This is a genomic window from Rhizobium sp. OAE497 (assembly GCF_040546565.1).
Lineage (GTDB): Bacteria > Pseudomonadota > Alphaproteobacteria > Rhizobiales > Rhizobiaceae > Rhizobium.
The window spans coordinates 1,951,661-1,965,096 of sequence record NZ_JBEPOA010000001.1 but is presented as its reverse complement, the minus strand read 5'-3'; the positions used below and the strand labels follow the sequence as shown (position 1 = coordinate 1,965,096).

The 13,436-nt window shown below is 61.6% G+C and carries 15 protein-coding genes; 2 read left to right on the top strand and 13 right to left on the bottom strand.

Features of this window, described 5'->3' with window-relative positions; translation table 11 throughout:
* Window positions 1-7: 7 nt before the first annotated feature.
* The 3 genes from ABIE40_RS10205 to ABIE40_RS10195 form a co-directional block, all read right to left on the bottom strand.
* Entirely contained in the window at window positions 8-1,213 is a 1,206-nt protein-coding gene (locus ABIE40_RS10205; protein WP_199629657.1) for a multidrug effflux MFS transporter, read from the bottom strand.
* Window positions 1,214-1,354: 141 nt separating this feature from the next.
* Entirely contained in the window at window positions 1,355-1,690 is a 336-nt protein-coding gene (gene grxD, locus ABIE40_RS10200; protein WP_199629554.1) for a Grx4 family monothiol glutaredoxin, read from the bottom strand.
* A 158-nt stretch (window positions 1,691-1,848) separates the two neighbouring features.
* Window positions 1,849-2,073 carry a hypothetical protein gene (locus tag ABIE40_RS10195; protein WP_112716876.1) on the bottom strand — a complete coding sequence of 75 codons (225 nt, stop codon included), beginning with the start codon at window positions 2,071-2,073 and terminating at the stop codon, window positions 1,849-1,851.
* 156 nt (window positions 2,074-2,229) lie between these two features.
* Here ABIE40_RS10195 and ABIE40_RS10190 point away from each other — a divergent pair, with 156 nt between their 5' ends.
* Entirely contained in the window at window positions 2,230-3,390 is a 1,161-nt protein-coding gene (locus tag ABIE40_RS10190) for a hypothetical protein (protein ID WP_199629555.1), read from the top strand.
* A gap of 35 nt (window positions 3,391-3,425) precedes the next feature.
* Here ABIE40_RS10190 and ABIE40_RS10185 read toward each other — a convergent pair whose 3' ends face one another.
* The 4 genes from ABIE40_RS10185 to ABIE40_RS10170 all read right to left on the bottom strand — a co-directional run bounded on the left by ABIE40_RS10185 (window position 3,426) and on the right by ABIE40_RS10170 (window position 8,167).
* The gene (locus ABIE40_RS10185) at window positions 3,426-3,659 is read right to left on the bottom strand and encodes a BolA/IbaG family iron-sulfur metabolism protein (protein ID WP_037061327.1); all 234 of its coding nucleotides are present in this window, start codon (window positions 3,657-3,659) and stop codon (window positions 3,426-3,428) included.
* Window positions 3,660-3,679: 20 nt separating this feature from the next.
* On the bottom strand, window positions 3,680-5,914 hold the full coding sequence (purL, locus tag ABIE40_RS10180) for a phosphoribosylformylglycinamidine synthase subunit PurL (protein ID WP_199629556.1): 2,235 nt from the start codon (window positions 5,912-5,914) through the stop codon (window positions 3,680-3,682).
* A 127-nt stretch (window positions 5,915-6,041) separates the two neighbouring features.
* Window positions 6,042-6,617 (bottom strand): acyloxyacyl hydrolase, encoded by a 576-nt coding sequence (locus ABIE40_RS10175; protein WP_199629557.1) that lies wholly within the window; start codon window positions 6,615-6,617, stop codon window positions 6,042-6,044.
* 131 nt (window positions 6,618-6,748) lie between these two features.
* The gene (locus tag ABIE40_RS10170) at window positions 6,749-8,167 is read right to left on the bottom strand and encodes an aminotransferase-like domain-containing protein (protein ID WP_199629558.1); all 1,419 of its coding nucleotides are present in this window, start codon (window positions 8,165-8,167) and stop codon (window positions 6,749-6,751) included.
* Window positions 8,168-8,247: 80 nt separating this feature from the next.
* Between ABIE40_RS10170 and ABIE40_RS10165 the strand changes: the two genes are divergently transcribed.
* The gene (locus ABIE40_RS10165; protein ID WP_199629559.1) at window positions 8,248-8,502 is read left to right on the top strand and encodes a DUF1127 domain-containing protein; all 255 of its coding nucleotides are present in this window, start codon (window positions 8,248-8,250) and stop codon (window positions 8,500-8,502) included.
* Here ABIE40_RS10165 and ABIE40_RS10160 read toward each other — a convergent pair whose 3' ends face one another.
* The 6 genes from ABIE40_RS10160 to ABIE40_RS10135 form a co-directional block, all read right to left on the bottom strand.
* On the bottom strand, window positions 8,503-8,901 hold the full coding sequence (locus ABIE40_RS10160; protein WP_199629560.1) for a hypothetical protein: 399 nt from the start codon (window positions 8,899-8,901) through the stop codon (window positions 8,503-8,505).
* 47 nt (window positions 8,902-8,948) lie between these two features.
* Window positions 8,949-9,620, bottom strand: a complete 672-nt coding sequence (gene purQ / locus ABIE40_RS10155) for a phosphoribosylformylglycinamidine synthase subunit PurQ (RefSeq protein ID WP_112716457.1) — start codon at window positions 9,618-9,620, stop codon at window positions 8,949-8,951.
* A complete protein-coding gene (locus ABIE40_RS10150) occupies window positions 9,617-9,874 on the bottom strand; it encodes a hypothetical protein (protein ID WP_199629561.1) in 258 nt (85 codons plus the stop codon). The genes purQ and ABIE40_RS10150 overlap by 4 nt, the downstream gene beginning before the upstream one ends.
* A gap of 19 nt (window positions 9,875-9,893) precedes the next feature.
* Window positions 9,894-10,136 carry a phosphoribosylformylglycinamidine synthase subunit PurS gene (gene purS / locus ABIE40_RS10145; RefSeq protein WP_112716453.1) on the bottom strand — a complete coding sequence of 81 codons (243 nt, stop codon included), beginning with the start codon at window positions 10,134-10,136 and terminating at the stop codon, window positions 9,894-9,896.
* A gap of 17 nt (window positions 10,137-10,153) precedes the next feature.
* On the bottom strand, window positions 10,154-10,918 hold the full coding sequence (gene purC / locus ABIE40_RS10140) for a phosphoribosylaminoimidazolesuccinocarboxamide synthase (RefSeq protein ID WP_112716451.1): 765 nt from the start codon (window positions 10,916-10,918) through the stop codon (window positions 10,154-10,156).
* Between the two features lie 228 nt (window positions 10,919-11,146).
* Entirely contained in the window at window positions 11,147-13,369 is a 2,223-nt protein-coding gene (locus ABIE40_RS10135) for a sensor domain-containing protein (RefSeq protein WP_354541072.1), read from the bottom strand.
* Window positions 13,370-13,436: the final 67 nt, after the last annotated feature.

Sequence of the window (13,436 nt, the reverse complement as noted above, 5' to 3'; positions counted from 1 at the left end):
CGGCGGATCAGGCCGCCGGATTATGTGGCTGGAACAGCCGTCCCTTTTCGGCAACGAGCACGAAGGCAAGGCCGATGAAGGCGACGGTGAAATAACCGATGACCATCGGCAGCGCCGTGCCGTCGAATGCCTGGCCGATGGCTGCGCCGATCGCCGCGCCGCCGATCGTGCTGGTGAAGCCGAGCACCGACGAGGCGGTGCCGGCGACATGACCGAGCGGCTCCATGGCGAGCGAATTGAAGTTCGAGCCGATCCAGCCGAACTGGAACATCGCCAGACCGAACAGGCAGATGAAGACCGGGAACGGCGTCGGCTGCGGCCCATAGAGCTGGACGAGCAGCCAGATCGTGTTGACGACGATGAAGCCGACCAGCGAGGCATGCGACAGGCGCCGCATGCCGAAGCGACCGACAAGGCGCGCATTCAGGAACGACGAGAAGGACATGAAGATCGCCACACCTGCAAAGGCGAAGGGAAAATAGACCCCGAGCCCGTAGATGCCGACATAGATCTGCTGTGCCGAGTTGATGAAGCCGAACAGCGCGCCGAAGACGACGGTGGTTGCCAGCGTGTAGCAAAGCGCGCTGCGGTTGGTCAGAACCACCTTGAAGCCGCCGATGACAGACTTGGCCGTGAACGGACGGACATTGGCGGGCGCAAGCGTTTCCGGCAGGCGGTTATAGGCCCAGAGCAGGATCAGCGTCGCCATCACCCCAATGAAGACGAAGATCATGTGCCAGGTTGAAAACAGCATGACGAGCTGACCGGTGCCCGGCGCGATGACCGGCACGATCATGAATGTCATCGAGATCAGCGACATGACTTCGGCCATCTGCCGGCCGCCATAGATGTCGCGGACGATCGATATCGTGATGACGCGGGTGGCCGCAGCGCCGATGCCCTGGATGAAACGCAGGACGAGAAGACCGCCGAAGGACGGGATGAGCGCAATGCCGAAGGCGGAACAGATATAAATGACGAGGCCGATAAACAGCGGCTTGCGGCGGCCGAACCGGTCCGAGATCGGGCCGAAGAACAACTGCGCGAGGCCGAAGCCGAAGAGATAGGCCGAGACGACGAACTGGCGGTGGTTCTCGCTTTCGACCCCCAGATTGGCGCCGATCTGCTGGAGGGCAGGAAGCATGACGTCGATGGCGAGAGAATTGACCGCCATCATGAAGGCAGCCAGAAAGATGAACTCTCGCTTGCCCATAGGTGTTCGACCCGCGGCAACGGTGGGAGAGGTGTCCGTCACTTTAGAAATTCCCATAAACAGGCCAAGGCGCTGTTCAGCACAGCGCCTCGGACTCAAATCAAATCAGGTTTGGAAACCGGGCGGACGCCCGGTGCCCGGTCAGGAGGCGGCGCGAACCGCGACGCCGTTTTCCTGCAGATGCTGCTGCAATTCGCCAGCCTGGAACATTTCCCGGACGATATCGCAGCCGCCGATGAACTCGCCCTTCACGTAAAGCTGGGGAATCGTCGGCCAGTTGGAGTAATCCTTGATGCCCTGGCGGATTTCCGAATCGGCGAGCACGTTGATGCCCTTATAATCGACGCCAATGTAATCGAGAATCTGCACGACCTGGCCGGAGAAACCACACTGGGGAAACTGCGGCGTGCCCTTCATGAAAAGGACGACGTCGTTGCTCTTGATTTCGTTGTCGATGAATTCGTTGATGCCGCTCATGGGACCTAATCCTTTCAACAGGCGGGTTAAAGGCCCGCCGTTTCAATCGTTAGCTTTAGATAGCATGCGCCGGTTCAAATTCCAGCAGTCAATGCCAAAAAAAGACCAATCGTAAGCATGCTAGGTAATGCTGTTGCGCTTTCGTTACGCCGGCGATGTCATCGGCTGCGCTGCTTGCTGCGAACGGCGGCGGTGCGGCGTTTGCTGACCTGCTTCTTGGCGGTCTTGCGGGGTGCGGCGGCCTTCTTGAACCGGCCAGTCGTTGCAGAGCGAGTCTGCCGCTTGGTGCGCTTCGTCGTCGAACGGCCGGTCGTCTTCTTCAGGATCTCCTTGAGGACGCTTTCGACCACGCCGTTGACGATTTCCTTCATGAGATCGGCCATGATTCACCTTCTGCGATAGAAACTGGTTTTCCGGCTATTGAATTCCGGATGTTTTGCGTTAGCAAGCGCTGTTCGCGCCCGTCCGTATTTTTTCCGCCTCATTTGGCGTGCAAGGCGGCGCCGATGGCGCCATGGGGGCTTGCCGGAAAGACTGTGATGGAATTGATCAGGAAGCGGGTGGTGCTGCACTTCCCGGGCTTCGAACCGCTGGATGGCCGCGCGCAGCGTGCGCGCTACGAGCGTTCGGCAAAGCAGAGCGGCAAGGTATGGGGCTTCGAGACTGAGATCGGAGAAGTCGAGAATGCCGTCTATCCCGTCTCCTTCACGGTCGATGCCAAGAGCGCGGCCTGGCAGACCCAGAACCGCATCTATATCCTCGATCACGACGAACTCGTGCAGTCTCTGCGCAACAAATCTCTCGCGCGGCGGATGATCGACGGCTTCACGGCAGCCGCCAGGATTATCGGCGACGGGGCCATGACCGCCTATTTCCGCCACGCCTGGCGCTTCGGCCTGTTCTTCATCTTCCCGTTTCTGCTGATGACATTGGGGATGCTGCTGACGGCAACGATTGCCCTTGCGCCTCTCGGCTTCGACCTGCCGGCATGGAACCTGATCTGGAGCCTGCCGCTCGCCGCCGCATTCTTCGCCTTCGTCTTCCTGCCGTTCACAGAGCGGTTCCATACTCTGCATCTCTTCGCCGATTGGGAAATGGCAGTCGCGCTCGGACGGATGAACCGCCCCGAATTCAGCGCGTTCCTCGAACGTTGCGCCGTGGCTGCACGCGCTGCCCTTGCGGAAGAGGCAGATGAATACGTGATCTCCTCGCACAGCATGGGCTCCAGCGTTGCCGCTCATGTGCTCGGCATGCTCCTGGAGCGGGAACCAAATCTGCTTGCCGGAAAGCGCGTCGTCTTCGCCTCGCTGGGCTCCGCCGTGCTGCAATGCGCGCTTCTGAAGCCCGCCAATGTCCTGAGATCGCGCGTCGGCGCCATCGCCCGAAATCCCGCGATCTTCTGGCTCGACGTCCAGTGCCTCACCGACGCCATCCATTTCTACAAGGTCCCGGTCGCCGCCGTCACCGGCCACCCCGACGCACCGCCCGCCAAGATGCTGTTCATCCGCGTCAAGCAGATGCTGACGCCGGAGCACTACAAGAAGATCAAGCTCGATTTCCTGCGCGTCCACCGCCAGTACGTGCTCGGACCGGATCTGCAGGCGCCGTTCGATTTCACGTTGTTGACGGCGGGGCCGCTAGCTGGTGCAATCGTCGCTGAAAGCAAGCTTGGGGAGCTGATGGAGTTCGAAGCGGCTTAAACAAAAATGCCCGGCAGTGCCGGGCATTTTGCATTTCACTCAGGTGCCGATGTCTGCAGTGCGAGGGCATGCAATATGCCGCCCATGTTGCCTTTCAGCGCTTCGTAGACCATCTGGTGCTGCTGCACGCGGCTCTTGCCGCGGAAGGCTTCGGCGACGACTTCGGCGGCGTAGTGGTCGCCGTCTCCTGCCAGATCGCGGATCGTCACCTTGGCACCGGGGATCCCGGCCTTGATCATGTCTTCGATATCGCCGGGTTTCATGGGCATGATCGATTACTCCTTGCGCATCATTCCGCAGCGGCGAGTGCGCCGCGGCCATCCATGAACTCAGGGAACCACGATTCATGGGCGTTGCGCAATTGCTGAATGGGCAGTGCGATCAGATCATCGACAACCAGTTTGTCACCGGCAACGGTGCCGAGGCGGCGGAAGGGAACGCCGGCACCTTCTGCATTGGCGCAGAGGAAATCGGCGACATCGGCCTTCACGGCGACGACGTAGCGGGCTTGGTCTTCGCCGAAGAGCAGCGCATGCGGCGCGCCCTTGCTGTCCGAGAGGCTGACATCGAGACCCTTGCCCGAGGACATCGCCATTTCGGCGAGCGCCAGCGCGAGACCGCCCGACGAAATGTCGTGGCAGGCGCTGATCTGGCCGTTGCGGATCGCGGAGCGGACGAAGTCGCCGTTGCGGCGTTCGGCGAAGAGATCGACCTCTGGGGCACCGCCATCGGTGCTGCCGATGATGTCGCGCAGGTAGATGGAGGAGCCGAGATGGCTGCCGTCGGTGCCGATCAGGATCAGCTGGTCGCCTTCAGCGGCGCTGCCGATGCGGGCCATCGACTTCCAGTCGGGCAGCAGCCCGACGCCGGCGATGGTCGGGGTCGGCAGGATGGCGACGCCGTTGGTTTCGTTATAGAGCGAGACATTGCCCGAGACGATCGGGAAATCGAGGGCGCGGCAGGCTTCGCCGATGCCCTTGATGGATTCAACCAGCTGGCCCATGATTTCGGGCTTTTCGGGATTGCCGAAGTTCAGGTTGTCTGTAGCAGCCAGCGGCTCGGCGCCGGTTGCGGTGATGTTGCGCCAGCATTCGGCAACGGCCTGTTTACCGCCTTCGAACGGGTCGGCCTCAACATAGCGCGGCGTGACGTCTGAGGAGAAGGCGAGCGCCTTGGTCGGGTGACCCTCGACGCGGACGACACCGGCGTCGCCGCCCGGCAGCTGCAGCGAGTTGCCCTGGATCAGCGTGTCATACTGCTCGTAGACCCAGCGGCGGCTGGACTGGTTGGCGGAGCCGACGAGATCGAGCACGGCCTTGTTGTAGTCTTCGGGGGCAGCGACCAGTTCGGCCGGCAGCGGCGCGCGCTTGCCGGATTCGCGCCAGGGGCGATCATATTCCGGAGCCTGATCGCCGAGATCCTTGATCGGCAGGTTGGCGACTTCCTCGCCCTGATGAACGACGCGGAAGCGCAGGTCATCGGTGGTCTTGCCGACGATCGCGAAATCGAGGCCCCACTTGACGAAGATCGCCTTGGCGACGGCTTCCTTTTCCGGCTCGAGAACCATGAGCATGCGCTCCTGGCTTTCGGACAGCATCATTTCATAGGCCGTCATCTGCTCTTCGCGGACCGGAACGGTATCGAGATCGAGCAGGATGCCGAGATCGCCCTTGGCGCCCATTTCGACGGCCGAGCAGGTGAGGCCGGCGGCACCCATGTCCTGGATGGCGATGACTGCGCCGGTCTTCATCAGCTCGAGGCAGGCTTCGAGCAGGCACTTTTCAGTGAAGGGGTCGCCGACCTGCACCGTCGGGCGCTTCTCTTCGATCGACTCGTCGAACTCTGCCGATGCCATCGTCGCGCCGCCGACGCCGTCGCGGCCGGTCTTGGCGCCGAGATAGACGACGGGCAGGCCGACCCCCTTGGCTTCCGAGAGGAAGATGGCGTTCGACTTGGCGAGGCCAGCGGCAAAGGCGTTGACGAGAATGTTGCCGTTATAGCGGGCATCGAACTCGACTTCGCCGCCAACGGTCGGGACGCCGAAGGAATTGCCGTAGCCGCCGACACCGGCAACGACGCCGGAAACGAGGTGACGGGTCTTCGGGTGGCTCGGCTCGCCGAAGCGCAGCGCGTTCATCGCGGCGATCGGGCGGGCACCCATGGTGAAGACGTCGCGCAGGATGCCGCCGACGCCGGTCGCCGCGCCCTGGTAGGGCTCGATGTAGGACGGGTGGTTATGGCTTTCCATCTTGAAGACGACGCAGTCGCCGTCATCGATATCGACGACGCCGGCATTTTCGCCCGGGCCCTGGATGACGCGCGGTCCCTTTGTCGGCAACGTGCGCAGCCACTTCTTGGAAGACTTGTAGGAGCAGTGCTCGTTCCACATGGCCGAGAAGATGCCGAGCTCGGTAAAGGTCGGCTCGCGGCCGATCAGATCCAGGATCCGCTGATATTCATCCGGCTTCAGGCCGTGGCTGGCGATGAGTTCGGGGGTGATCGGGCGGGTATTGGATATGGTCATGAGCTCTCGAAAGTCCCTGCCGTTGCGCGTTTTGCGGTGTCTTTAACCCAAGTTGGCCGCGCGCGCGACAGGAAAATGGCCGCCGTCAACAATGAGGCTCGGAGGCGCCTTTCGAAGTGGCAGATGCCTAGAATTTATAGCCGAGCTGCAGGCCAGCGCGGGTCATGCCGTTGTTCGGGCCGTCGCAGAGATTGGCGTGCGAGGAATGGGCGACCTGAGCCATGACATTCCAGTGATTGTCGAAGCGATAGCCGGCGCCGATATATTCGTGGAACAGCACGCGGCAGCCGAGTGCCGGGCCGTCGTCGTTGTGATCGAGCTCGCCGGTATGGATGACGCCGCCGAAACCCGCCTCGGCGAAGAGCTTCTCGGAAAAGTCCGCAGTCCAGGACAAGCCGGTGAAGACCTGCGTGGCGGAGCCGGAGGTGCCAATCGAGGTACCCAAATGGATGCGCGGCCGCGCAAGCTTCTGCAGGCCGGTGGCTTCGTCATGGCCGAATGGATCGAAGAAGAGCGTCACTTCGGGAAAGACGCCGTCTTCATGTTCGCTGCCGCCCTGGATGGAGGCGGTGGCGCCGAAGCGTAGTTCGTCGAATATCTGATCCTGCGCATGCGCGGGCAGGCTCGATGCACCGGCGGCGAGAACCGCGACGGTGGATGCAGACAGGAAACGCAGGACCACTTTGCGGATACAACCGTTCATCGGTTTCCCTCGCGCTGATCGAATCGCAGCATGCGCTGCTGATCGATTGGTACCCAGCGAGGGGCAAAGGTAAAGCCGCCCCTAAAATATGACAGTTTTTGGCGGTGTGCTGAGTCTGAAATGCAACAGGATCAGACTTCGCTGTCGTAGGAGGAGACGCCGCTTTCGAGCAGGCGCCGCAGGGTTGTGAGCCCGCGGGAGAGCTCGGTGACATCGGCCGGCGAAGAGAAGGAAACGCGGACGCGGTGATAGACGCGCTCAGAGCGCGCCGATTTGAACTCGTCCTCGTCGTCGATCAGCACGCCTTCCTGATAGGCGGCATTCTTGAAAGTGCCGGAATGCCAGGGGTCGGGAACCTTCAGCCAGAGGAAGGGCGCGTGCGGATGGGAGACGAAATCGAAGCCGGCGAGATGTTCGCGCACGATCGCCTCGCGGCGCGCTAGCTCCTTGACGCTTGCGGCGCGGACGCTGTGGGCCTCACCTGACTCGACGAGCCGCGCGGCTGTCTCTGCCAGAATGAAGGGCAGGCCGCCGGTGATCATCTTGTGCGTCACCTTGATGCGCTGAGCAAAATGCGGCGGGCAGGCGGCCCAGCCGCCGCGAACACCGGCGGCGACGGATTTCGACAGGCCATTGATCAGGAACGTTCGCTCCGGCGCGAGCGAGGCGAGCAGGGGCGTCGTATCGCCGGTCATGCCGCCATAGAGATCGTCTTCGATCAGCCAGACGCCATGGCGTCGCGCGATCTCTGCAATCGCCTGGCGCCTATCGAGCGGCATGGTCGCGAGCGTCGGATTGTGGGCGGTCGGCATCAAGAAGGCGAGCTTCGGATGCTGCTGGTGGCAGACACGCTCGAAATCCTCGGGGATGACGCCGTGTTCGTCGGAATCGACGATGATCGTGCGGCGGCCGAGGATGCGGGCGCTGCGGCTGACCTGCGTATAGGTGAGGTTCTCGAACACGATCTTGTCACCGGGTGAGGACACGGCGGAGATGATGGCGATTGCTGCGGCGTGGACGCCAGAAGTCGGGACGATATTGGCGGCATCCGGCGCCCAGCCATTGCGCGACAGCCATATGCGTCCGGCGGTGAACCAGTTCTGCGGAAAGGTTCGCGAATAGGACGACACCTCAGACATGTGCTGCTCGCCGATTTCGCCGAGGATGCGCCCGACAATCCTGCCCTGGCCGAGATCGGGTGCCGCGGTCGTATCGAAGCGGATCTTGTTCGGTGGTGCGTCGATGGCGCGGGTGCCGCCGAGCGAAATCGTCAGCGGGTCAACCTGTTCGCTTGGCGAGGCCTGATTGCGGTCGATCACATAGGTGCCGCGGCCGACTTCGCCTGCGACGAGGCCCCGTTCGTGAACGAGCGCATAGGCCCGGCCGATCGTGCCGATTGTCACCCCGATATCATAAGCGAGATTTCGCTGCGGCGGCAGCTTGCTGCCGGCGGGCAGGGCACCGCTGGCGATGGCGGATTCGATGCTGTCGGCCAGCCGCATATAGACCGGGCCGGAACCGCGCGAGAGATCTGGGAGCCAATTTGTCATGGTGACAATGAATAGATTGTCACCCTTGTGCTGTCAAGAATATGAGACATTTACGCCGGCCGAACGATAGGAGGATGGCGATGTCGATAATGCCTCAGCTAAAGGGTGAAATTGTACCCATTGCATCGGTAAGCGATCCGCGCGCCATTGCGCCCCGCGTCACAACGACCGGCGGGACATGGCTTGAGCGTCTCTGGAATGGATTTATCGAATGGCACAGCAAGCGCGAGGGACGCCGGGCGCTACGCGAGCTGACGGCTGATCAGCTCAAGGATATCGGCATGTCGCAGTCCGATGCGGCCCGCGAAGTCGGCAAATCGTTTTTCTGGGATTGATCAGCTGCAGGCTTTGCTGCCCGCGGACCAGCGGTTGACGTCGGCGGCAATGCGGGCGGAGACCGGCTGGGACATCAGCGGGCCGAAGGCCTGCAGGCGGGCCGGAGCGCCTTCCGCCTGAACGACGAGATGCGGCAGTCCGGCAGGGCTGTTCTTGTGAACGACGAGAATGCGTGGGCGGCCAGAGAAGGAATTGAGCTCCGGCGCCAGGCGATAGGTCGCGAAGGCCGCGTCGCCCGACTTGAACCAGCAATTATTGGCGCCGACGGCAACGCGCTCCATGGTGGAGAGCGCGTCCCGGTTGGCGCTGACGGACGGCGCCTTGGACTGGCAGGACGCGGCCAACATTCCGATGACAGCAAGAGCGGCGGCAGCCGTAAGGGTGGTCGCAATGCGCATCGGTGGTCTCCAGCGGTGGTTTAGATCCACCTGATATCCGGCGAAGGTTAAGCGGCGATTACATCCAGCGCCGAAGCGAAGAGACCGCGGCCATCGGAGCCGCCATGGGCAGCCTCGATCAGGTTTTCCGGATGCGGCATCATGCCGAGAACATTGCCGCTCTCGTTCATCACGCCGGCGATATCATTGATGGAACCGTTCGGGTTGGTGCCTTCGGCATAGCGGAAGACGACCTGGCCGTTGCCTTCGATCTTTGCCAGCGTCTCGGCATCGGCGAAGAAGTTGCCGTCGTGGTGGGCGACCGGCGAACGGATGATCTGGCCCTTGGCATAGGCGCGGCTGAAGTCGGTATCGGCGTTGACGACTTCGAGCTTAACTTCGCGGCAGACGAACTTCAGCGAGGAATTGCGCATCAGCGCGCCGGGCAGGAGGCCCGCCTCGACGAGGATCTGGAAGCCGTTGCAGACGCCGAGAACCTTGGTTCCCTGCTTGGCCTTCTCGATGATCGCCTGCATGACCGGCATGCGGGCTGCGATCGCGCCGCAGCGCAGATAGTCGCCGTAGGAGAAGCCGCCCGGGATGACGATCAGGTCGACATCCGGAATCTGCGTTTCAGTCTGCCACACCGTCACCGGTGCGTGACCGGAAATCTTGGTGAGCGCAGCGATCATGTCACGATCGCGGTTGAGACCAGGGAGCTGAACGACGGCGGACTTCATGGGTGCGGTTCAAACCTTGCTTGTGCTTCTGCCAGTTCTCGGAGTTCGAGACGGTTTTCAATGCGATCAAGACGCTGCTCGTGACGATCCAGAATACCGTAAATATTATGGAGATCCTGATGGACCGAAATCATCGTGCCGCGCATGCTTTGCATTTCGCTGCGAATTTCTGCCAGCGAAATATCAATCTTGTCGAAGCGCTGATGCATCTTCTTCAGAAGCTCATACATGAAGTCCTGAGTCACATCAGCCATCGCGCATTCTCCACAACCTTCAGTCGAGAGAAATAGTATAGTTCTCGATCACCGTGTTGGCGAGGAGTTTCTCGCACATGGCCTTGAGGTCGGATTCGGCCTTGGCCTTGTCTGCGCCTTCGAGCTGCAGGTCGAAGACCTTGCCCTGGCGGACTTGGCCGATGCCGGAAAAGCCGAGGCCGCCGAGGGCGCCTTCGATTGCCTTGCCCTGCGGGTCGAGAACGCCATTCTTGAGCGTGACGGTTACACGAGCTTTGATCACTTGCCGATTTCCCTGACTTACTTGACCAATACAGGCCCGGTGCCGCGCACGGGCTCGTTTTCATTGATGATGCCGAGGCGCCGCGCGACTTCGGAATAGGCTTCCAGCAATCCGCCCATATCGCGGCGGAAGCGGTCCTTGTCCATCTTTTCGCGGGTCTCGATGTCCCACAGACGGCAGCTGTCCGGGGAGATTTCGTCGGCGAGGATGATACGCATCATGTCGCCTTCGAAGAGGCGGCCGCATTCGATCTTGAAATCGACGAGCTGGATGCCGACGCCGAGGAAGAGGCCGGTCATGAAGTCGTTGACGCGGATGGCGAGCGCCATGATGTCATCCAGCTCGGCAGGGTTGGCCCAGCCGAATGCCGTGATGTGTTCTTCGGAGACCATCGGATCGTCGAGCGAATCCGACTTGTAATAGAATTCGATGATCGAGCGCGGCAGGACCACGCCTTCCTCGATGCCGAGGCGCTTGGCGAGCGAGCCGGCGGCGACGTTGCGCACGACGATCTCGAGCGGGATCATCTCGACTTCGCGGATCAACTGCTCGCGCATGTTGAGGCGGCGGATGAAATGCGTCGGGATGCCGATCTTGTTCAGATGGTTGAAGATGAACTCGCAAATGCGGTTGTTCAGAACGCCCTTGCCGTCGATAACTTCATGCTTCTTCTTGTTGAAGGCGGTGGCATCATCCTTGAAGAACTGGATCAACGTACCCGGTTCCGGTCCCTCATATAGAATCTTGGCCTTGCCCTCGTAGATACGGCGGCGACGGTTCATTTTAAGCTTTTCTCTGTCTTGGCGCTCTTGGGATAGCGCAGTGGATCGATCTCGTGGCGTCCCCATAAAGGAAAAGAGTGACTTTCACAATGCGCCAGTAGCTCCTTCCCCGGATTCCCAAGATATAGGGATGCCGCCTGAGAGAATCGAAGATATTGCGGATATCAGCCTACAGAGTTTTGGTGACTGTTGGAAATCAAAGCCGCGTGGCATGCCGGTTATGCAGGCTTATTTGGTGCCGTTGCGCTTGATCTCGCGGCTGAGGCCGCTTTGCAGCGCGCGTGCGCCGCCTTCCGGATGACGCCAGTTGGCGGCCTGGACATAGGCCGGGATCTGCGCCGCGGGCATCGGACGTGCCAACGCATAGCCCTGGAGGACGTCGCAGCCGAGATCGGCGAGGATGCGGACGTGATCCATGGTCTCGACGCCCTCGGCAGTTACTAGGATGTTCAGCGAGCGGCCGATATCGATGATCGAGCGCACCAGTTTTCGCTGTTCTGCCGATTGCGGCAGCATACGGATCAGCTCGCGGTCGATCTTCAGGGTGCGCGGGCTGAGCTTCAGCAGGCTGACGATCGAGGCGTGGCCGGTGCCGAAGTCATCGATCTCTATGTCGATGCCGAGGCGGCGGATCTGCCTCAGATTGGCAGTGACGGCATCATCGCAGTCGTCGAGCGAGATCGATTCCAGAAGTTCGAAGGAGAGTGTGCCGGGCTCGACCTTCAGCGCCTTCAGCTTTTTGCCGAGCGTCGGGTCGTTGAGGCGACCGGAGGAAACGTTGACGGAGATTTTCGGCGTGCGGAAGCCCTGCTTGGCCCAGGCGGCGCGGTCGGCGAGCGCATGCTCGAGGATGAGGCCGTCGATCGTCGAGACGACGTCGAGGTCCTCGGCGATCTTCAGGAAGCGATCCGGCGCCATCAGGCCGTGTTCGGGATGCTGCCAGCGGGCAAGCGTTTCGACGCCGGCGACTTCAAGTGTCCGGGCATTGAACTGCAGCTGGTAGACCGGCACGAATTCGTGGCGTTCCAGGCCCTGCAGGATCTCGTCGGCAAGGCGCTTGGCGGCAATGATGCTGCGGCGGGCGTCCTTGGAGAAGAATTCATGCCGGTTACGGCCGGCACCCTTGGCGCGGTAGAGCGCGATATCGGCATTCAGCAGCAGTTGCTTGGCATCGAGATCGGCGCCGCTGTCGGCGGCAATGCCGATGCTCGCGCCGAAGCGGCATTCGTGGCCTTCGTAGCGGATCGGCTTCGAGAGTTCGCGGATGATGCGGGCGGCCATGTTCGACAGCTTCTTCGTGCCGCTGTCGATGGCGCAGAGGACGACGAATTCGTCGCCGCCGATACGAGCGACGAAATCGGTCGAGCGGACACAGTCCTTCAGCACTTTCGCGGCATGTTTCAGCATCGCATCGCCCGCGCGGTGGCCGAGCGTGTCGTTGATCTGTTTGAAGCGGTCGAGATCGATATGCAGGACGGCGAGCGTCAGGCTGCCGTTGCGGCATTCCTCGGCGCGCTCTTCCAGGGTGCGGTCGAGATAGCGGCGGTTCGGCAGGCCGGTCAGGTAGTCGTGAAGCGCAAGGTGCTCGATGCTTTCCTTGGCGGCCTCAAGCTCCTGGTTACGCGCCTCGGCTAGGTTCTTGGCGTTCTGCAGGTCGTTGCGGAGCTTGACCTCTTCGGTGACATCCCAATTGGCACCGATCAGTTTGCGCTTGCCTTCGGCATCGACGAAAAAGGCCGAGCGGGCGCGGATGACGCGCTCGATGCCATCGGCCCGGATGATGCGGAACTCGTGCAGCAGTCCCTGGTCCTTGTCGAGGCTCTCATCGAGGCGGGAGAGCGCGCGGACGCGGTCATCAGGGTGCAGCATTTTTTCCCAGGCTTCGCCGGGTTTGACGCGCGACGTGCCTTCGAGCCCGTACATGGCCAGCAGACGGTCGTCCCATTCGACGGCATCGGCCTCGAGATCGGCCTCGAAAACGCCGATGCGGGTGATGTCGAGTGCCAGATCGAGGCGGCGGGAGAGGTGCTCCAGCATCTCCTCGGCGCGCTTGCGGGCGGTGATATCGGTGTCGGTACCGACGATGCGGGCGGGGTTGCCGTTCTCGTCCCATTCGACACAGGCGCCGCGGCATTCGATCCAGACCCAGTGGCCGTCCTTGTGGCGTTCGCGATATTCGAAGACCTGATAATCGGGGTCGCCGGCGATCTGCTTGTCGATCGCCTCAATGACGAAATCGCGGTCATCAGGATGGAGAAGCGCCAACCATTCTTCGTAGTCGCCGTCGGCGCTCTCATCCGGGCCCATGCCGCGGATTTCTTTCCAGGTTTCGGAATAGTATTTGGTGCCGGCGCGGTGATTGTGATCCCAGACGCCGAGACCCGAGCCGATCAGCGCGTAGTTCCAGCGGCTCTCGCGCTCTGCAAGATCAGGCGTGTCGTGGATTTCCAGACGCCGTTTCTCGTCGGGCTTGGCCTGCTGTGCCGCGGTCTTCGCCTTAGGGTCTTTGCTGGATTGC

Bases quoted from the DNA above. Each gene is read 5' to 3' on its own strand.
- purL (WP_199629556.1), bottom strand. From the start codon at position 5,914: ATGACCATATCCAATACCCGCCCGATCACCCCCGAACTCATCGCCAGC.
- ABIE40_RS10160 (WP_199629560.1), bottom strand. From the start codon at position 8,901: ATGCGCATTGCGACCACCCTTACGGCTGCCGCCGCTCTTGCTGTCATC.
- ABIE40_RS10185 (WP_037061327.1), bottom strand. From the start codon at position 3,659: ATGCCCATGAAACCCGGCGATATCGAAGACATGATCAAGGCCGGGATC.
- ABIE40_RS10195 (WP_112716876.1), bottom strand. From the start codon at position 2,073: ATGGCCGATCTCATGAAGGAAATCGTCAACGGCGTGGTCGAAAGCGTC.
- ABIE40_RS10205 (WP_199629657.1), bottom strand. From the start codon at position 1,213: ATGGGCAAGCGAGAGTTCATCTTTCTGGCTGCCTTCATGATGGCGGTC.
- grxD (WP_199629554.1), bottom strand. From the start codon at position 1,690: ATGAGCGGCATCAACGAATTCATCGACAACGAAATCAAGAGCAACGAC.
- ABIE40_RS10165 (WP_199629559.1), top strand. From the start codon at position 8,248: ATGTCGATAATGCCTCAGCTAAAGGGTGAAATTGTACCCATTGCATCG.
- ABIE40_RS10170 (WP_199629558.1), bottom strand. From the start codon at position 8,167: ATGACAAATTGGCTCCCAGATCTCTCGCGCGGTTCCGGCCCGGTCTAT.
- ABIE40_RS10150 (WP_199629561.1), bottom strand. From the start codon at position 9,874: ATGGCTGATGTGACTCAGGACTTCATGTATGAGCTTCTGAAGAAGATG.
- purC (WP_112716451.1), bottom strand. From the start codon at position 10,918: ATGAACCGTCGCCGCCGTATCTACGAGGGCAAGGCCAAGATTCTATAT.
- ABIE40_RS10175 (WP_199629557.1), bottom strand. From the start codon at position 6,617: ATGAACGGTTGTATCCGCAAAGTGGTCCTGCGTTTCCTGTCTGCATCC.
- purQ (WP_112716457.1), bottom strand. From the start codon at position 9,620: ATGAAGTCCGCCGTCGTTCAGCTCCCTGGTCTCAACCGCGATCGTGAC.
- ABIE40_RS10190 (WP_199629555.1), top strand. From the start codon at position 2,230: ATGGAATTGATCAGGAAGCGGGTGGTGCTGCACTTCCCGGGCTTCGAA.